The sequence below is a fragment of the Streptomyces sp. NPDC107562 genome (genome assembly GCF_055657325.1).
Genome location: NZ_JBVKBE010000005.1, coordinates 423332 through 441347, shown reverse-complemented (window position 1 = coordinate 441347; position 18016 = coordinate 423332). Strand labels below are relative to the sequence as shown.

16 protein-coding genes are annotated in these 18016 nt (G+C 72.7%); 12 read left to right on the top strand and 4 right to left on the bottom strand.

Annotated features, from left to right (window positions below):
* Nucleotides 1–19: 19 nt before the first annotated feature.
* The 3 genes from ACZ7LV_RS18400 (at nucleotide 20) to ACZ7LV_RS18390 (ending at nucleotide 2172) form a co-directional block, all read left to right on the top strand.
* The gene (locus tag ACZ7LV_RS18400; protein WP_471940454.1) at nucleotides 20–541 is read left to right on the top strand and encodes a MarR family winged helix-turn-helix transcriptional regulator; all 522 of its coding nucleotides are present in this window, start codon (nucleotides 20–22) and stop codon (nucleotides 539–541) included.
* Nucleotides 542–618: 77 nt separating this feature from the next.
* Nucleotides 619–1104 carry a peroxiredoxin gene (locus ACZ7LV_RS18395; protein ID WP_471940452.1) on the top strand — a complete coding sequence of 162 codons (486 nt, stop codon included), beginning with the start codon at nucleotides 619–621 and terminating at the stop codon, nucleotides 1102–1104.
* Nucleotides 1105–1131: 27 nt separating this feature from the next.
* Complete coding sequence (locus tag ACZ7LV_RS18390) at nucleotides 1132–2172, top strand: alpha/beta hydrolase family protein (protein ID WP_471940451.1); 1041 nt, start codon at nucleotides 1132–1134, stop codon at nucleotides 2170–2172.
* Nucleotides 2173–2208: 36 nt separating this feature from the next.
* On the opposite strand, the gene ACZ7LV_RS18385 is transcribed toward ACZ7LV_RS18390, so the two are convergent.
* Entirely contained in the window at nucleotides 2209–2841 is a 633-nt protein-coding gene (locus ACZ7LV_RS18385) for a DNA polymerase ligase N-terminal domain-containing protein (RefSeq protein WP_471940450.1), read from the bottom strand.
* 45 nt (nucleotides 2842–2886) lie between these two features.
* Entirely contained in the window at nucleotides 2887–3717 is an 831-nt protein-coding gene (locus ACZ7LV_RS18380) for an aldo/keto reductase (protein WP_471940448.1), read from the bottom strand.
* A gap of 180 nt (nucleotides 3718–3897) precedes the next feature.
* Between ACZ7LV_RS18380 and ACZ7LV_RS18375 the strand changes: the two genes are divergently transcribed.
* Entirely contained in the window at nucleotides 3898–4866 is a 969-nt protein-coding gene (locus tag ACZ7LV_RS18375) for a TauD/TfdA dioxygenase family protein (RefSeq protein WP_471940447.1), read from the top strand.
* A gap of 1 nt (nucleotide 4867) precedes the next feature.
* Here ACZ7LV_RS18375 and ACZ7LV_RS18370 read toward each other — a convergent pair whose 3' ends face one another.
* On the bottom strand, nucleotides 4868–5899 hold the full coding sequence (locus ACZ7LV_RS18370; RefSeq protein ID WP_471940446.1) for an LLM class flavin-dependent oxidoreductase: 1032 nt from the start codon (nucleotides 5897–5899) through the stop codon (nucleotides 4868–4870).
* A 347-nt stretch (nucleotides 5900–6246) separates the two neighbouring features.
* Here ACZ7LV_RS18370 and ACZ7LV_RS18365 point away from each other — a divergent pair, with 347 nt between their 5' ends.
* From ACZ7LV_RS18365 to ACZ7LV_RS18330, 8 genes are all read left to right on the top strand, one after another.
* Nucleotides 6247–6555: an SHOCT domain-containing protein gene (locus ACZ7LV_RS18365; RefSeq protein WP_471940445.1), complete on the top strand. Its 309-nt coding sequence runs from the start codon at nucleotides 6247–6249 to the stop codon at nucleotides 6553–6555.
* Nucleotides 6548–7936: a chloride channel protein gene (locus tag ACZ7LV_RS18360; protein WP_471940444.1), complete on the top strand. Its 1389-nt coding sequence runs from the start codon at nucleotides 6548–6550 to the stop codon at nucleotides 7934–7936. The genes ACZ7LV_RS18365 and ACZ7LV_RS18360 overlap by 8 nt, the downstream gene beginning before the upstream one ends.
* Before the next feature lie 163 nt (nucleotides 7937–8099).
* Nucleotides 8100–9071, top strand: a complete 972-nt coding sequence (locus ACZ7LV_RS18355) for a cyclase family protein (protein ID WP_471940442.1) — start codon at nucleotides 8100–8102, stop codon at nucleotides 9069–9071.
* 128 nt (nucleotides 9072–9199) lie between these two features.
* Nucleotides 9200–10783 (top strand): GMC family oxidoreductase, encoded by a 1584-nt coding sequence (locus ACZ7LV_RS18350; RefSeq protein WP_471940441.1) that lies wholly within the window; start codon nucleotides 9200–9202, stop codon nucleotides 10781–10783.
* Between the two features lie 160 nt (nucleotides 10784–10943).
* Entirely contained in the window at nucleotides 10944–11783 is an 840-nt protein-coding gene (locus ACZ7LV_RS18345) for an SDR family oxidoreductase (protein ID WP_471940439.1), read from the top strand.
* Between the two features lie 41 nt (nucleotides 11784–11824).
* Complete coding sequence (locus ACZ7LV_RS18340; protein WP_471940438.1) at nucleotides 11825–13309, top strand: cytochrome ubiquinol oxidase subunit I; 1485 nt, start codon at nucleotides 11825–11827, stop codon at nucleotides 13307–13309.
* Nucleotides 13306–14346: a cytochrome d ubiquinol oxidase subunit II gene (locus ACZ7LV_RS18335; protein WP_471940437.1), complete on the top strand. Its 1041-nt coding sequence runs from the start codon at nucleotides 13306–13308 to the stop codon at nucleotides 14344–14346. Before ACZ7LV_RS18340 ends, ACZ7LV_RS18335 begins: the two co-directional genes overlap by 4 nt.
* A 42-nt stretch (nucleotides 14347–14388) precedes the next feature.
* The gene (locus ACZ7LV_RS18330; RefSeq protein ID WP_471940436.1) at nucleotides 14389–16155 is read left to right on the top strand and encodes a cation:proton antiporter; all 1767 of its coding nucleotides are present in this window, start codon (nucleotides 14389–14391) and stop codon (nucleotides 16153–16155) included.
* Nucleotides 16156–16162: 7 nt separating this feature from the next.
* Here the strand turns inward: ACZ7LV_RS18330 and ACZ7LV_RS18325 are convergent, their stop codons facing one another.
* Nucleotides 16163–18001: a glycoside hydrolase family 15 protein gene (locus ACZ7LV_RS18325; protein ID WP_471940435.1), complete on the bottom strand. Its 1839-nt coding sequence runs from the start codon at nucleotides 17999–18001 to the stop codon at nucleotides 16163–16165.
* Nucleotides 18002–18016: the final 15 nt, after the last annotated feature.

Genomic DNA, 18016 nt, shown 5'->3' with positions numbered 1-18016 from the left:
TAAATGGTAAAGTGGGCGCATGCCCACTCCGCCGCTCCCCCCGGGCCCCGTGTCCCCCGAGATCGTCGAGATCGAGCGGGCCCTGAATCGCATCACCTACCTCAACACCCGCGCCCGGCAGCACGATCGCCTGATGGCGCTGGCCGGAGTGCCGCTGGACCGGGCGGCCGTGGCGTTGTTGCGGCAGGTGGCGGACTCGGAGCCGTTGCGCCCCGGGGAGCTCGCCAACCGGCTCGGCGTGGAGGCCTCACACGTCACGCGCACGGTGCAGCAGTTGCAGCGCGCCGGGTTCGTCTCCCGTGTCCCCGACCCCGACGACCGGCGTGCCCAGCGCATCGAGCTCACCGACACCGGGCGCGAGGCCATCGAGCGGATCCGCGACGTCGGGGCGCGCGGCATGCAACTGGCCCTCTCCGCGTGGTCGCCGGAGGAACTGCGCAGGCTCGCGACGCTGTTCCACCGGATGGTCGACGACTTCCTCGCCGTGACCGTCGACGACGACTCCGAGCAGCGGCCCACCCCGGAGGCGGCCACATCCTGATTCCGGGACACGCACCGGGTGCCGCCACCGCCTTACCGGCGAGTAGGATCTCGCGGCAGGCGACCCCAGGAGGAACCGTGGCCCCGTCCCAGCCGTCGGTCGGCGACAAGATCGAAGACTTCGAGCTGCCCGACGAGACGGGCACGCCCCGTCGGCTGAGCGAACTGCTCGCCGACGGCCCCGTCGTACTGTTCTTCTACCCCGCCGCCCTCACCGCCGGCTGCACCGCGGAGGCCTGCCACTTCCGGGACCTGGCCGCGGAGTTCGCCGCCGCCGGCGGGCGCCCCGTCGGCATCAGCGGGGACCCGGTCGAGCGGCAGGCGGAGTTCGTGGGGCGGCACACGCTGGGCATGCCGCTGCTGTCCGACGTGGACGGCGCGATCCGTGAACGGTTCGGTGTGAAGCGGGGTTTCCAGCTGGCTCCCACCAAGCGGGTCACCTTCGTCGTCGCGGAGGACCGCACGATCCTCGAGGTCGTCCGCAGCGAACTGCGCATGAACACCCACGCCGACCGGGCCCTCGCCGCCCTGCGCGCGCACCGGGGCGCCGGAGCCACTGACTGACGCGGCCACATCCGCGATACTGGGGCCATGCGGCTGCGAGGCAAGGCCTGCGTGACCGCCTGCCTGGTGCTGGCGGCCGCGACGGGCTGCACGAACGGCGAGGCCGGCGCTCCCGAGAGGTCCGAGCCGGCCGCCACCCGCACCGAGCGCCCCGCCACCTCCGCCTCCCCCACCTCCGCCTCTCCGGCGCCGGAGCCGCCCGACCCCGTGTCCCTCCCGGCCCTCATCGCCCGCGAACACACGGGCTCCGGCCTGCGCCTCGGTGCCGTACGGACCAGGAACGCCGCCTACACCCAGTACGCCGTCACCTACGAGGCGAACGGCCTCACCATCTCCGGTCTCATGAACGTGCCCGAGGGGAAGGGCCCCTTCCCGGCGCTGGTGCTCGCGCACGGCTACATCGACCCCGCCGTCTACACCACCGGCCGCGGACTCGCCCGCGAGCAGGACCTGCTCGCCCGCAACGGCTATGTCGTGCTGCACACCGACTACCGCAACCACGCCGGTTCCGACGACGACGCGGACAACGACGTCAACCTCCGCCTCGGCTACACCGAGGACGTCGTCGCCGCCGTCAAAGCCCTGCGCGGCGCCGGCCGCCCGGAGATCGCAGGGGACCGGATCGGCCTGCTGGGCCGCTCCATGGGCGGCGGCGGCGTGTACAACACGCTGGTGGTGGCGCCGGGCCTGGTGGACGCCGCCGTCGTCCACGCGCCGGTCAGCTCGCGTCCCGAGGAGAACATCGACCGGTTCCAGCGCCCCGACGGCGACCCGGTGGTCGCCGAGATCGAGGCCGCGCACGGCACTCCCGAGGAGAACCCCGCGTTCTGGCGTGCGGTCTCACCGGTCACCTACGCCGAACGGGTGACCGAGCCGCTCCTCATCCAGCACGGCACCGCCGACGACACCTGCCCCCTGAAGTGGTCCGAACAGACCGCGGCGGCCTTCGAGGCGGCGGGCAAGGACGTCCGGCTCGTCGAGCAGCCGGGGGAGGGGCACACGTTCTCCGCCCGCTGGCGGTCCTCCATGGACACCACCCTGGACTTCTTCGCACGACACCTGCGCTGACGCCGGGCAGGGCACCAGGGTGCCGGGCCGCGGAGGTCAGGCCTCCGCGTCGTCCTTGTGGTTCTTGAGGTCCTTGTCGTCCGCGGCGACCTGGGCGAGCGTGCGGCCGCTGCGCACCGAGCGGGCCCGCCGTGGATCCGGAGTGCCCCGGCCCGCCCCCGCGTGCCCGGCCTTCACCAGCAGCCAGGCCTCCGCGTCGCCCTGTTCGCCCCGGAAGCGCGTGAGGGCGTACTCCCCGTGCAGCTTCGCGCCGCCCAGCCGGAACGTGGCGTGCCCCCGCTCCAGCGACTCCCCGAAGTCGACCGGGCGTCCCTTGCGGTCGTGGCTCATCGGCTCGTACGTCCCGCTGTCCCAGACGATCACCGTGCCGCCGCCGTACTCGCCGGCGGGGATGACGCCTTCGAACTCCTCGTACTCCAGCGGATGGTCCTCCGTCGGCACCGCGAGCCGCTTGTCCTTCGGGTCGGTGGACGGCCCCTTCGGCACCGACCAGGACTTCAGCACGTCGTCGACCTGAAGGCGGAAGTCGAAGTGCAGGGTGCTCGCGTCATGGATCTGCACCACGAACCGCGGGGCGTCGCCGGAGGTGGCCGCCCGGCCCTCGGGCTCGGCGGTCCGCCCGAAATCCCGTTTGCCGCGGTAGGTCCGCAGCCGGTCGCCGTCACCCACCCGGGACTCCTTCCGTACGCGCCACCGGGTACCCCGCGGTGGGCCTCAGAACTCCTCGTGCACCTCGGGGTCGCCCCCGGTGCGCCTGGACTCGCGGTCGGCGATGGCCTGCATCTGGGCGGGTCCCAGCGTGAACCCGAAGACGTCCAGGTTCTGCCGCTGTCGCTCGGCGTCCGCCGACTTGGGGACGGGCAGCGCGCCCAGTTGGGTGTGCCAGCGCAGCACGACCTGACCGGGCGTCACGCCGTATCCCTCGGCGATGGTGACCACGACGGGGTCCTCGAGCAGATCCGTGCCCCGGCCGAGCGGGGTCCAGCTCTCGGTGACGACGCCCTTCTCGGCGTGGAACGCCCGGGCCTCCTCCTGCGGGAGGTAGGGATGCAGCTCGATCTGGTTGACGGCGGGCAGCACGCCCGTCTCCTTCTCCAGCCGCTCGATGTGCTCGGGAGTGAAGTTGGAGACCCCGATGGAGCGCACCAGGCCCTCCTCGCGCAGTCTGATCATGGCCCGCCAGGAGTCGACGTACTTGCCGACCCGGGGGAGCGGCCAGTGGATCAGATACAGGTCCACCTGCTCCACGCCCAGCCTGCGGCGGGACTCCTCGAAGGAGGCGAGAGTCTCCTCGTAGCCGTGGTGCCGGCCCGGGAGCTTCGTCGTCACCACGATCTCCTCGCGCGGGACCCGGCTGCGGGCGATCGCGCGGCCCACGCCGGTCTCGTTGCGGTAGTTCGTCGCCGAGTCGATCAGGCGATAACCCAGGTCCAGGGCGGTGAGCACCGCCCGCTCGGCGGCCGCGTCGTCCATCGGCCAGGTGCCCAGGCCGATGGCGGGGAGCGTCGTGCCGTCGTTGAGCGTGTGCGCCGGAATGCCGTCCACGGTCCACCCTTCCGCTCTGCTGTGCCGTACCGCCAGTATGGGCGGGCCCGGCCGGGCCCGCCGCCGCGAGGTCCGGCACGCGACCGGAAGCGCTCCGGACGGGCCGGGTGCGGCTCGCCACGGCGGAAGATCGCTGTCACGCTCTTTGACGGAGCCGGCCGGACGACCAACGGAGTGCGCATGACGACGGACAGGGCCATGGCGGACGAGCGGGCGGCGGAGGTCGGGGTGCACCCCGTCGCCGGGCACATCGGAGCCGAGATCACCGGTGTCGACCTCGCGGGTGAGCTGCCCGACGCCCAGGTGGTCGCCATCCGCGAGGCGGTGCTGCGCTGGAAGGTGGTGTTCTTCCGGGGGCAGCGCCTGGACCACGCCGCGCATGTGGCGTTCGCCCGGCGGTTCGGCGAACCGGTGGTGCCGGCCCGGCGGGGCAGCGCCTCACCGGCCGGCTTCCCGGAGATCGAGACGACCGCCGACCGACTGGAGCTCGGTGGCCGGTTCGGCATGGAGCACGACGAGTGGCTCCAGCGCCGCCGGCACACCCTGTTGCGCGGCTGGCACTGCGACCACGGCGCCCGGATCGACCCGCCGGCCGCGACGATCCTGCGCGCGGAGACCGTACCGCCCTACGGCGGTGACACGACCTGGTCGAACCTCGCTGCGGCGTACGCCGGACTGTCCGCCCCGGTGCGGGAGTTCGTGGACGGGCTGCGCGCCGAGCACCGGCTCGGCGTCGGCTACCAGCCCCGGCCCGGCGACGACGCCTACCTGCGGCACCTGCTGGACCGCCAGGTCGCCTCGGTGCACCCACTGGTGCGGGTCCACCCCGAGACCGGCGAGCGGGTGCTCTACGTGAACGGCTACTACGTCGAGCAGATCAGCGACGTCTCCCGCCCCGAGAGCCGGCTGCTGCTGGAGATGCTCCTGGAACAGGCCGTCCGCCCCGAGTACACGGTCCGCTTCCGCTGGGAGCCGGGCAGCGTGGCCTTCTGGGACAACCGCGCCACCATCCACCTGGCGCCCGGCGACAACGCCCACCTGGACCACCCCCGGATCATGCACCGGGTGATGCTCGCCGGTGACGTCCCCGTGGGCGTGGACGGCAAGCCCTCGGAGCCGGTCACCGGCACCGAGCCGGGACGCTGGTGACTCAGGCGGCGGGCAGCCGGCCCAGCGCCGGGGCCAGTCGGGTCGCCATGTCGGTGAGGATCTGCTCGTAGTCCTCGTGGGCGAAGCTGAACGGCAGCGCGAACGCCACCTCGTCCACCTCCCGGAACGCGGCGTGCGCGGAGAGCCGTTCGGCGAGTTCCTCGGACGTGCCGACCAGGTCCGGCGCGAACAGCAACCGCGCCGGACCCTGCGGGGACGTCGTGCGGGCCAGGCGCGCGGCGGCGTACTCCTCGTACTTGGCGCGCTGCTTCGGAGACGCGGAGTCGGTGGGGACGACGACGAGGCCCTGGGAGACGCGGGCGGCCTCGCCGTCGGGGTGGGCGGCGCGGAAGGCACGGATGTGGGAGAGCTGGATCGCGGCGAAGTCCACCGGCTCGCCCTCGGCGCCCTCGGCCTTGACGACGCTGCTGGTCAGCAGGTTCATGCCGTGCTCGCCTGCCCACCGGGCGGACCGGGTGCTGCCGCCGCCGTACCACATGCGCCGACCCAGCCCCGGCGCGTGCGGCTGCACCCGGTCGCTGAACACCTCGATGCCCTCGACCCCCTTGAAGCGGGTCGCCGGTTCGCCCCGTACGAAGTCCAGCAGCCGCTCCACCCGCCCGTAGCCGAAGTCCTCGGCGTCCGCCGTGTCCGGGTACAGCGCGTCCTTGACCCGGTCGTAGTGCAGGGGCGGGCCGACGCTGATGCCCGGGTTGAGGCGGCCACCGGACAGGATGTCGACGGTGGCCAGGTCCTCGGCGAGCCGCAGCGGGTTCTCCCAGCCGAGCGGCGTGACCGCGGTGCCCAGTTCGATGCGGCGGGTGCGCTGCGTGGCGGCCGCGAGGACGGCGACCGGTGAGGAGATGCCGTACTGCAGATGGCGGTGGCGCAGCCACGCACTGTCGAAGCCGAGCCGTTCCCCCAGCTCGATCAACCGGAGCGTGGACTCGTGCCCCTGGCGCGGGTCCGCCTCGTCGAACAACCCGATCGTCAGGAAGCCCAGCTTGCGCAGTGGTCGTGATGTCGGCGCCACTCGGCCCCTCCGTGGTCCGTCGATTCTTTCCTCTGCCGAGGCAAACAGGCCGGCGGCCCGCGGTGTTCCCGTGGGCCCCGGCAGGCGTGGACGTGCGGGGCCCCGGTTCGGGTGCTGCAATGACGGGAGGTGCCACCTCCCGGCCGCGCAGGACATGGAGGAAAGGGGACCGGAGATCGGGGACGAAATGGACCTGACGGTGTGCGCGGGAGCCTCGTGCGGCCCGCTGGACCGGAGCGACCTCGACGACGCCAGAACGTGTGGGCCGCGCCCATGACCTGCGCGCCGCGGCGCGGCGGGGCCCGACCGGTGGCGAGCGGCCGCATTTCCCTGGGAGATGAGTGAGCATGCCAGGACTACTTCGTGGTGTCGCCCGCACCGCCGTGGTCGCGGGTACCGCCACCGCGGTGTCCCACCGGGTCTCACGGCGGCAGGCGGGCCGGCGGGCCGAGCCGGCCGCCCACCCGCAGCAGGCCGCCCACCCGCAGCCGGCCGCGCCGGCCACGTCGGCCGCACCCGCGTCGCTCGCGTCCGGGCCGGGCGCCGACGACATGACGGGCAAAATCGATCAACTCAAGCAGCTCGCCGACCTCAAGGCCCAGGGAGTCCTCACCGAGGAGGAGTTCGAAGCTCAGAAGCGCCGGGTCCTTGCCTGAGGCGGAGGGGCGCGGAGCCGCCCGGGAGCGTGCGCGGGAGTCCGGGACCGCCGCCTCCCCCGGTTCCGAGCCGGAGGAGGCCGACCGGCTACGGGACCTGCTGCGCTCCCCGGCGTACCAGAAGGCCCTCGTCCTCTCGGCGCTCATCGGCGTCCCGGTCTCCTTCGCCGCCTTCTGGTTCCTGGCCGGACTCCACGCGCTGGAGCGGCTGATGTGGACCGACGTCCCGGCGCGGCTGGGCCAGGGCATCCCTCCGTGGTGGTGGCCGCTGCCGCTGCTGGCGGTCGCGGGGCTCCTCGTCGGGCTGATCGTCAAGCATCTGCCGGGCGCCGGAGGGCACATCCCCGCCGCCGGCCTGAACGCCAAGGGAACGACGCCCGCAGCCCTGCCCGGGGTGATCCTCGCCGCGTCCATCGGTCTGCCCCTCGGCGCCACGCTGGGCCCGGAGGCCCCGCTGATCGCGCTGGGCAGCGGTCTCGCCATGCTGGTGGCCCAACAGGTCCGGACGTTGAACACCGCAGACGGCAAGGCACTCGTCGGCTCGGCCGGTGCCGCCGCGGCACTGGCGGCGATCTTCGGCAATCCGCTGGTCGCCGCGGTGATGCTGATCGAGATGGCCGGAGTGGGCGCCCCTCAGCTGTTCGTGGTCATGCTGCCGGCGCTCCTGTCCAGCGGCATCGGCGCCCTCGTCTTCACCGGGTTCGGCCGCTGGACCGGCCTGTCCACGGGCAACCTGTCGCTGAACCTGGGCGTTCCCGTTCCCCGCCTCGATGCCGGGGACGTGCTCTGGGCGATCGTGATGGCCGTCGGCATCGCCGTCGCCATGCACACGATCCTGGCGACGGGACGGCGGGTGGCGGGATTCGTCGCGGGGCGGCCCCTCACCGGCGCCGTGCTGTGCGCGATCGCCGCCGGGGTCTGCGCCGCCGTCTACACCCTGACGACCGACCGGACGCCGGCGGACGTGGCCTCGTCCGGCCAGGGCACGCTCGCCGTGCTGGCCCAGGATCCCCATGCCTGGGGCGCGGGCGCCCTGATCGCCGTACTGCTGTGCAAGGGAGTGGCGTACGCGCTGTGCCTGGGCAGTCTGCGCGGCGGTCCCATCTTCCCCGCGCTGTTCCTCGGGGCGGCGACCGGTGTGCTGCTCGCGCCGCTGCCCGGACTCGGAGTCGTGCCCGGCATGGCGGCGGGCATGGCGGCCGCGGCGGCGGCGACACTGCGGCTGCCGGTCAGCAGCGTGGTGCTGGTGACCCTGGTGCTGCGCAGCGAGTCGGTGATGCCCGTGGTGATCCTCGCGTCCGTGGTGTCCTTCGTGACGGTTCAGCTGTTGCCGGCCGGACGCCCTCTGCCGTCGGCCGCCGACCCGAAGGGGGCGACGTGACAACCGCGTCGGCCGCTTTCGCCGTACGGGGCCGCCGTGTGTCGCGCGCTCGGGGAGTCCGCCCGCCCGGCGTGAAGGGCGTTCGCGTGCCACCCGTGCGAGCCGGCGGTCCGGCGCGGAGTTCCGGCGCGGGCCGCGCCTGCGTGTCAGGCCGTCGGTCGCGATGAGCCCGCCTCCCGCGCCGCCCCCGGCCGAGGCGCGACAGCCCCTGTCCGAGGCCGCCTTCCGTGCCCTCTACCGTGAGGTGCGCGCGCTCGCGGCCGAGGGTCTGGACGACGCGGACCGCCGGCGCGGGGCGCTGAGCCGGATCACGCCCGCGTGTGTCGTGGCCGCCGCCCAGGGCGTCCGCCACGGGCGTGCCGTCTCGCTGGCCGCCCCCATCGAGACCCGCCCCGGCCCGGACGACACCCAGCCGGCCACCCACCGCATGGTCGCACCGGCCGCCGGTGAGCTGCCCCCTCCGTCCGGTCTCGCCTTCGCCCGCGACCGATTCGCCATGCACGTGCACGGGGACGCGGACAGCCACCTGGACGCGCTGTGCCACGTGATGTTCGACGGCACGCTGTACGGCGGTGTTCCCGCCGGGACCGTGACGCCGCAGGGCGCCGGCGCGCTGACGGTGGACCTGGCGGCCGACGGCATCACCGGCCGCGGAGTCCTGCTGGACGTCCCGCGGCTGCGCGGGGTGCCCTGGCTGGAGCCCGGCGACCAGGTGACCACCGACGACCTCGTGGCGTGCGAGGCGGCGCAGGGCGTCACGGTCGGCCCGGGCGACCTGCTGTTCGTGCGCGTCGGGCACCGTCTGCGGCGCCGCAGGCTCGGCGCCTGGGACGCCGCCGCGGCCCGGGCAGGTCTGCATCCCGATACGGCGCGCTTCCTGGCCGAGCGACGCGTGGCCGTCCTCGGCTCGGACGGCAACAACGACACTGCCCCCAGCGCGGTGGCCGCCGTCGGTTTCCCGATGCACGTCCTGGCGGTGCACGCCATGGGGATGCCTCTCCTCGACTACCTGGACCTCGACGAACTGGCGACGGAGTGCGAACGGCTGTCCCGGTGGCACTTCCTGGGCTTGGTGGCTCCGCTGCGGCTGCCGGCGGCAACGGGGTCCCCGGTGAACCCGATCGCCGTCCTGTGAGCGGCCCGCACCCGCCCGCCGCCTCGAAATGCCGCCCGGCCGCAGGGCGCGTACGTTCGAAAAGGGGCCAGAGCCCGCAGCGCCCCGGCGGTCGCCGCAGGGCGCGACAGCGAGGAAAGGGGGCCGCCATGGGCGACTTCCCCCACTACGACGTCATCGTCATCGGCAGCGGTGCCGGCGGCGGCACGCTCGCCCACCGGATCGCGCCCTCGGGAAAACGCGTCCTGATCCTCGAACGCGGCGACTACCTGCCGCGCGAACGCGACAACTGGGACTCGACCGCGGTGTTCGTCAAGGGGAAGTACCGCGCCCCGGAGTTCTGGCTCGACCGGCACGGCGACGAGTTCCCGCCCGAGGTCAACTACTACGTCGGCGGGAACACCAAGTTCTACGGCGCCGCCCTGTTCCGGTTGCGGCCCGAGGACTTCGCGGAACTGCGCCACCACGACGGCGTCTCTCCCGCCTGGCCGATCCGCTACGAGGACCTGGAGCCGTACTACACGCAGGCCGAGCACCTCTACCGCGTGCACGGCCGGCACGGCGAGGACCCCTGGGAAGGACAGTGCGGCGCCCAGTACGCCCATCCGCCCGTCGAACACGAGCCGCGTATCCAGCAGTTGAGCGACGACCTGGAGAAGCAGGGACTGCACCCCTTCCACCTGCCGATCGGCGTGGACCTGACCCAGGGCGAGGACGGCAGGGCCACGCACGCCAGCGCCTGCATCCGCTGCAACCGGGTCGACGGATTCCCCTGCCTGGTGCGGGCCAAGTCGGACGCCCAGGTGATCTGTGTGGAGCCGGCCCTGCTGCACCCCGACGTGGAGATGCTCACGAACGCCCGGGTGACGCGGCTGGAGACCGACCCGAAGGGACGCGACGTCACCGCGGTGGTCGTACGGTTCGAGGGCGAGGAGGAGGAGGCCCGCTTCTCGGCGGACGTCGTGGTCGTCGCCTGCGGCGCCGTCAACTCCGCGGCGCTGCTGCTCGCTTCGGCCAACGAGGCGCACCCGAACGGTCTGGCGAACAGCTCGGACGTGGTCGGCCGGCACTACATGCGGCACAACAACCTCGCCCTGATGGCCGTGTCGAAGGAGCCGAACGACACCCAGTTCCAGAAGACCCTCGCCCTGCACGACTGGTATCTGGGCGCGGACGACTGGGAGTACCCGCTCGGCGGCATCCAGATGCTCGGCAAGTCGGACGCCGAGCAGATCCACGGCGAGGCGCCGCGCTGGGCCGGCGCGGTGGCACCGGACATGCCCTTCGAGGTCCTGGCCCACCACGCCGTCGACTTCTGGCTGTGCGGCGAGGACCTGCCGCTGCCCGGGAACCGGGTCACGCTGGAGGGCGACGGCCGCATCCGGCTCACGCTCGACGAGGACAACAACGTCGCCGGGCTGGGGCGCCTGCGCCACAAACTCCAGCACATGCTCGGCCGTCTCGGCATGCACGAGCACCATCTGCTGTCGCACAGCATCTACCTGCACAAGGGCATGCCCATCGGCGCCACCGCCCACCAGGCGGGCACGGTGCGCTTCGGCACCGATCCGGCGAGTTCCGCGCTGGACGTCTACTGCAAGGCGCACGACGTGGACAACCTGTACGTCGTCGACACGAGCTTCTTCCCGAGCATCGGGGCGGTCAACCCGTCCCTCACGGCCATCGCCAACGCCCTGCGGGTGGGCGACCACCTCGTGGAGCGGCTGAGCTGAGCCGCCCCGCCCGCGGGCGGCCTGCCGGGGTGAAGATCCTGCGCCGGTCGGCGCAACGGGCACGCGCCCGGCGCAGCGCCGCCCGGCCCCGGTGGTTGTGTGCGGCTGAAGTCCGGGCCCGGCCCGGCCGGTCGGGTTACCAGTCGAGGAGACAGTCATCGTGAGTTCCCCCGAGGGCGCACCCCAGGGCGTGATCCCCGCACAGCTGCTCAAGGGCCAGAAGGCCCTGGTCACGGGCGCCAACTCCGGCATCGGCAAGGCCACCGCCGTGGCCCTCGGCCGGGCAGGCGCCGACGTGGTGGTGAACTACGTGGCCGGCCCCGAGGAGGCCGACAAGGTGGTCGAGGAGATCGCCTCCTTCGGCGTGCGGGCGGCCGCCTACCAGGCGGACGTCTCCGACGAGGGCCAGGTGGTCGCCATGACGGACCGGATGGTCGAGGAGTTCGGCACCGTCGACATCCTGGTCGCCAACGCCGGCATGCAGCGCGACGCCGCCTTCACGGAGATGACGCTCGCCCAGTGGCAGAAGGTCATCGACGTCAACCTCACCGGGCAGTTCCTGTGCGCGCGGGAGGCGGCCAAGGAGTTCATGCGGCGCGGGGTCGTCCCCGAGGTGTCGCGCGCCGCCGGCAAGATCATCTGCATGAGCTCCGTGCACCAGATCATCCCGTGGGCGGGGCACGTCAACTACGCCGCGTCCAAGGGCGGCGTCCAGATGATGATGGAGACGCTGGCCCAGGAGCTCGCGCCGAAGAAGATCCGGGTCAACGCGATCGCCCCGGGAGCCATCAAGACCCCCATCAACCGCAGCGCCTGGGAGACCCCCGACGCGCAGACGGACCTGTTGAAGCTGATCCCCTACGAGCGCATCGGCGAGCCCGACGACATCGCCCACGCGGCCGTCGGCCTCGCCTCCGACCTGATGGACTACGTGGTGGGCACCACCCTCTACGTGGACGGCGGCATGACTCTCTTCCCGGGGTTCGCCACCGGCGGCTGACGCACCTCACCCGCCTCGGCCGGTCCTACGAAGAGAGTCCTATGCACGACACGGTCCAGTTGCTCGCGGACGCCCCCGCGCAACTGCTCCCGGCCAGATCGCTGATGGCCTTCACCCTCGCCTCCCACATCATCCTGGTGCCCCTGGGCGTGGCGCTGCCGCTGATCACGCTCATCATGCACGGGTACGGACTGCGCCGGGGTGACGCGACCGCCCTGCTGCTGGCGCGGCGCTGGTCGGCGGTGATGGCCGTCCAGTTCGCGATCGGCGTCGTCACCGGCACGGTGCTGTCCTTCGAGTTCGGACTGTTGTGGCCGGGCCTGATGGGCAGGTGGGGCGACGTCTTCGGCATCGGGTTCGGGGTCGAGGCATGGGCCTTCTTCCTGGAGGCCGTCCTCATCGCCATCTACCTCTACGGCTGGCGGCGGCTGCCCGCCCGCACCCACTTCCTGCTCGGACTGCCGCTGCCCGCCGCTGCCCTGCTCGGCGCGTTCGGGATCCTGGCCGCCAACTCCTGGATGAACACCCCGCGCGGCTTCACCCTGGACGCGGCGGGCAACCCCACGGACGTGAGGATCTGGAAGGCGATCTTCACGCCGATGTTCGGGCCCCAGTACTGGCACTTCGTCGTGGCCATGCTGCTGACCGCCGGCTACGTCGTGGCCGGGGTCTACGCCACGGGCTGGCTGCGCGGACGCCGGGACCGCTACCACCGGCTCGGGTTCACGATCCCCTTCACGGTCGCCGCCGTGCTGACGCCGGTGCAGTTCGTGCTGGGCGACTCCATCGCGCGCCAGGTCTTCCAGAAGCAGCCGGTCAAGTTCGCCGCCATGGAGATCGTCTGGAAGACCGACACCCACGTCCCCGAGTACCTCTTCGGCAGGCTGCACCCGGACGGGACCGTCACCGGCGGCATCAAGATCCCGCAACTCGACTCCATCCTCGCCGGGTTCAGCCCGGACACCAAGGTGACCGGACTGACCTCCGTCCCGGCCGATCAGCGGCCGAACCCGACCCAGGCCACGATCGCCCACTGGGCCTTCGACATCATGGTCGGCATCGGCTCCGCCCTGGCGCTGCTCGCCCTCTGGTACGGCCTGGTGTGGCTGCGCCGCCGCCGGCTGCCCGCCTCGCCGTGGTTCTACCGCGCCGCCGCGGTGGCCGGGGTCGCCTGCGTCGTCGCCGTCGAATGCGGCTGGATCACCACGGAGGTGGGCCGCCAGCCCTGGATCGTCTACGAGAACATGCGGGTCGCCGAGGCGGTGACCGCGACCCGGTCCACCGGTCTGTGGATCATGTTCGGCCTCGTCGTCGTGGTGTACGTCTTCATCTTCGCGTCGTTCCTCGCCGTGCTGCTGAAGATGCGCACCCGCTGGCGGCTCGCGGACGAGGCGGGCGAGCCGGGAGCGGCGGCGCAGACACCGGAGACGGACACCCCGTACGGCCCGCGTTCCAGGGTCCCGGCCGGCAGCGCCGCCGGGCCCGGGGGCGAGGGAACCGCCTCGTCCCCGGGAGACCAGCCATGATCGCCGGAGTCATCGCCGTCGTCCTGCTGCTCGCGATCGCCGCCTACGCCTGCGCCGGCGGCACCGACTACGGCGCGGGGTTCTGGGACCTGACCGCCGGCGGAGCCGAGCGCGGCAAGCGCCCCCGCTGGCTGATCGACCACGCGATGGCCCCCGTGTGGGAGGTCAACAACGTCTGGCTGATCTTCGTGCTGGTCATCATGTGGACCGGCTTTCCCGTCCTCTTCCAGCAGGTGTTCACCGCGATGTGGCTGCCGCTGGCGCTGGCCGCCGTGGGCACGGTGCTGCGCGGCGCGGGTTTCGCCCTGCGCAAGCCCGCCCGGCGGCTGGCCGGCCGTCGTCTGTACGGGGCGATCTTCGCCGTCGCCTCCCTCCTGACGCCGTTCTTCCTCGGCGCCGCGGCCGGGGGAGTGGCCTCGGGCCGGGTGACGGCCGGGACGACGGCGTCGGCGGACGCCTGGTCCAACCCCACCTCCGTACTCTTCGGGCTGCTCGCCGTCGCGACCACGGCCCTGCTCGGAGCGGTCTTCCTGGCCGCGGACGCCCGGCGGTTCGAGGCGCCGGACCTGGACGGCTACTTCCGCCGCCGCGCCCTGGGCGCCCTGGCCGTCGTCGCCGTGCTCGCCGTGATCACCCTGGCGGTCACGCATCAGGACGCCCCCTACGTCTGGCGCGGGCTCACGCACGGCGTGGGGCTCCTCTTCGTCATCGTGGCGGCGCTGGCCACGCTCCTGACCGCCTGGCTGCTGATCCGTCCCTCCGGGGCCTGGTCACGGGTCGCGGCGGTCGGCGTGGTCGCGTCGGCCGTCATCGCCTGGGGGATGGCGCAGCGCCCGTACCTCGTCCCGACCTCCCTGACCGTCGCCGACGGCGCGGGCGCGCACACCTCGCTGCGCTGGCTGGGCCTCGTCACCCTCGTCGCGGTGGTGCTCGTCCTGCCGGCGGTCGCCCTGCTGTACTGGCTGGACACCCGTGGGGAACTGGAGGGCCTCACCGACGCCGACCTGCGGCGCGGTGGTGCCGTTGACGAGGGCTGACCTCGCGCCGGCACCGGGCGGCCCGCGGGAGGTGGCGCCACGGTGACGGAGGACGAGATCCTGCTGGGCCTCGGTCTGACCGTGGCCCTCGCGGTCGGCTCCCAGATCCTCGCGAGCCGGCTGCGGATCCCCGCCCTGATCGTGCTGCTGCCGGCCGGATTCGCCGCCGGGGCCCTCACCGACGTCGTCCACCCCGACCGGCTCGTCGGGGACGAGTTCTCCGCCCTCGTGTCGCTGTCGGTGGCGCTGATCCTCTACGACGCCGGGTTGGCGCTGGACCTGCGCCGCCTCAGGGGCGCGACCCGCGCCGTCGTCCTGCGGCTGCTGCTGTGCGGCTCGTTGCTCACATGGGCGGCCGTTCTCGGGCTCGGGCCGGTCCTGTTCGGCCTGCCGGTGGCGGCGGCCGGCATGATCGGCGTGATCCTCGTGGTGTCCGGGCCCACCGTGGTCGGCCCGCTGCTGGAGCACGTCCGCCCCTCGGACAAGGTCCGGCGCGTGCTGCTGTGGGAGGGGTCCCTCATCGACCCCGTCGGGGGCATCCTCGGCGCCGTGGTCTTCCACTCCCTCCTCGCCGGCGGGCTGCGGCCCGGGCACTTCCGTGTGGGCGCCTTCCTCGGGGGCATCGCCATCGGGCTCCTCGGGGGAGTGGTGGGTGCCGCGCTGCTGTGGCTCACCCTCCGGCTGCTCCGCCTCGGTGAGACGCTCGGCACGCTCGCCCAACTGGCCACCGTGGTCGTCGTGGCCGCGGCCTGCGACATGGCGTACGACGACACCGGCCTCATCGCCGCGATCGTGACGGGCCTGATCGCCGCGAACCTGCCCGGCTTCGACATGCCCGCCCGCAGGCCGTTCTTCGAGACGCTGGTACAGCTGATCATCGGCCTGCTGTTCGTCTCCATCTCGGCCACGGTGACGCCGCGCTCCCTCACTCCCGTGCTGCTGCCCGCCCTCGTCCTCGTCACGGTGCTCGTCCTGGTCGTGCGGCCCCTGGTCGCCCTGCTGTCCACCGCGAGGACGGACCTCACCACCGGGGAACGCGCCTTCGTGGGGTGGATGGCACCGCGCGGCATCGTCGCCGCCTCCACCGCGACGACCTTCTCCGCCTCGCTCAGCGCGGCCGGACTGCGCGGGGCCGAGCAGATCCTCCCCATCACGTTCCTGGTGATCGTCGGCACGGTCGTGCTCTACGCGCTGACCGCCGCCCCGATGGCCGCCCGGATGCGCGTCGTACAATCCCCGCGCGCCCGGCCGCTGCTGGTGGGCGGCGCTCCCTGGGCCGTCGATCTGGCCCGGTCGCTGCGCGCGGCCGGGGTCGACGTGCTGATGTGGGCGGGGTCCGCCGAGGAGCGGGGCCGGATCAGGGAGGCGGGGATCGAGCTGGCCGCCGGGGAGTTCATGGCCGTGGCCACCGAACCGGAGGCCCGGCTGGAGGGGGTGACGTCGGTGTACCTCCTCACGGACGACGACGACTTCAACGCGCTCGCCTCGGCCCTCCTGCGGGACGGTGTCGACGGACCGGTCCACCGGGTCGGCCCGCCCCCCGACAGCGAGGGGGTGGTCGCCCCGTACACGGCCGGGGACACCGTCTTCGGAGCGCGGCTCCCGCGCCATGTCCTGAGGACGCGTCACCAGCAGGGCGCGGCCTTCCGTGTGCGGTCCGCGGCGGAGCCGCCCCCGCCGGGTGACGAGCCCTTGTTCCTCGTCACCCGGGACGGCCGGCTGGAGCCCGTGGATGACGTCCTGCCGGCCGGCGCGGGGGAGGGCGACTCGGTGGTGTCGCTGGGGCCCACGCCGGCCCGGGCCGTCTGACGGCCGGCTACGTCCGGCACAGGATCGCGTTCAGGGTGATCGCCGCGTCGATCAGGGCGAGGTGGGTGAACGCCTGCGGGAAATTCCCCAGCTGACGGCCCGTCGGGTCGATCTCCTCCGAGTACAGGCCCAGGTGGTTGGCGTATCCGAGCATCTTCTCGAACACCAGGCGAGCCTGCTCGGTCCGCCCCGCGCGGGCCAGCGCGTCGACGTACATGAAGGTGCACAGCGAGAAGGTCCCCTCCGAGCCGCGCAGGCCGTCGGGCGAGGCCTCGGGGTTGTAGCGGTAGACCAGGCTGTCGCTCACCAGTTCGTTCTCCATGGCGTCGAGGGTCGACGTCCACAGCGGGTCCTCCGGGGTGATGAACCCGACCGTCGCCATACGCAGCAGCGAGGAGTCCAGCACCTCGCTGCCGTAGTGCTGGACGAAGGCCTGCCGCTCCTCGCTCCACCCCTTGGCCATGACCTGCCCGTAGATCTCGTCCCGGGTGCTGCTCCAGCGTGCGGCGGAAGAGGGACGGCCGGTCGCCTCCGCCAGCCGCAGGGCGCGGTCGAAGGCCACCCACGACATCACCCGGCCGTAGGTGAAGTCCTGCCGGCCGCCGCGGGTCTCCCACAGGCCCTCCTCGCCCCGGTCCCAGTTGTCGGCCAGCCAGTCGAGCTTGGTCAGCAGCTCGTTCCAGCCGCGGTGCCCGACCTGGAGCCCGTGCCGGTGCGCGAAGTAGATGCTGTCCAGCGCCTCGCCGTAGATGTCCAGCTGGAGCTGGGTGGCGGCGCCGTTGCCGATCCGTACCGGCGCGGAACCCGCGTACCCCTCCCAGTGGTCGAGGATCTCCTCGTCCAGGTCGGAGGAGCCGTCCACCTTGTACATGATGTTCATCGGACCGGTGTCGCCGCCCCGGTCGGCCCGTTCCGTGACGCGGTTGCCGATCCACTGGATGAACGCCCGTGCCTCCTCGGTGAAGCCGAGCCCCAGCAGGGCGTACACCGAGAACGAGGCGTCACGGATCCAGGTGAACCGGTAGTCCCAGTTGCGCTCGCCCCCCAGTTGCTCGGGGAGCGCCGCCGTGGGGGCGGCCACCAGCGCGCCGCTGGGGGCGTACGTCATCAGCTTGAGCGTGATCGCGGAACGCTCCACCGCCTCCCGCCAGCGCCCCGAGTACTGCGACTGCCGCAGCCAGGAGCGCCAGTAGTGGACGGTGTCGTCGTGCAGTCGCTGGTACTCGGCGAGGGTGATCTCGCGGGGCGGCCCGGCGGCGGCCGACTCCAGGACCAGCCCTCGCTGTTGGCCGGCCCGCAGGGTCAGGTTGAAGTGCAGGTCGTTCTCCCGGTCGACGAGGACGTCCAGCAGCCGCTGGTCCTCCGGCTCGCGGACCGGGTGCACGGTCAGCCGCGAGCCGTCCTCCGCGGCGAACACCGCCCCCTGCTCGGTGAGGTGCAGCCGGTGGGGCGTGCGCCCGTAGTCGAAGCGCGGGGCGATGCCGACCTCGAACGTCATGGTGCCGCGCACACAGCGCACCATGCGTACCAGGCGGTGGCTGTCCGTGGCCGTCGTGCCCGTCACGGGCATGAAGTCGATGACCTCGCCGGCGCCGGCCTCGGTCATGAACCGGGTGATGAGCATCGCGGTGTCGGGGAAGTACAACTGCCTCGTCGCGTACGTCGTGTGTCGGGGCCGTACGGTGCACTCGCCGCCCTTGTCCTTGTCCAGGAGGGCGCCGAAGACGCTGGGCGAGTCGAAGCGCGGGACGCAGAACCAGTCGACGGTGCCGTGCGTCGTCACGAGCGCCGCGGTCTGGAGGTCGCCGATCAGCCCGTGGTCCTCGATCAGTGGGTAGTGGTCCATCGGGGCGGCCCCTTC

Bases quoted from the DNA above. Each gene is read 5' to 3' on its own strand.
- ACZ7LV_RS18400 (WP_471940454.1), top strand. From the start codon at position 20: ATGCCCACTCCGCCGCTCCCCCCGGGCCCCGTGTCCCCCGAGATCGTC.
- ACZ7LV_RS18390 (WP_471940451.1), top strand. From the start codon at position 1,132: ATGCGGCTGCGAGGCAAGGCCTGCGTGACCGCCTGCCTGGTGCTGGCG.
- ACZ7LV_RS18375 (WP_471940447.1), top strand. From the start codon at position 3,898: ATGACGACGGACAGGGCCATGGCGGACGAGCGGGCGGCGGAGGTCGGG.
- ACZ7LV_RS18365 (WP_471940445.1), top strand. From the start codon at position 6,247: ATGCCAGGACTACTTCGTGGTGTCGCCCGCACCGCCGTGGTCGCGGGT.
- ACZ7LV_RS18355 (WP_471940442.1), top strand. From the start codon at position 8,100: ATGAGCCCGCCTCCCGCGCCGCCCCCGGCCGAGGCGCGACAGCCCCTG.
- ACZ7LV_RS18350 (WP_471940441.1), top strand. From the start codon at position 9,200: ATGGGCGACTTCCCCCACTACGACGTCATCGTCATCGGCAGCGGTGCC.
- ACZ7LV_RS18340 (WP_471940438.1), top strand. From the start codon at position 11,825: ATGCACGACACGGTCCAGTTGCTCGCGGACGCCCCCGCGCAACTGCTC.
- ACZ7LV_RS18335 (WP_471940437.1), top strand. From the start codon at position 13,306: ATGATCGCCGGAGTCATCGCCGTCGTCCTGCTGCTCGCGATCGCCGCC.
- ACZ7LV_RS18325 (WP_471940435.1), bottom strand. From the start codon at position 18,001: ATGGACCACTACCCACTGATCGAGGACCACGGGCTGATCGGCGACCTC.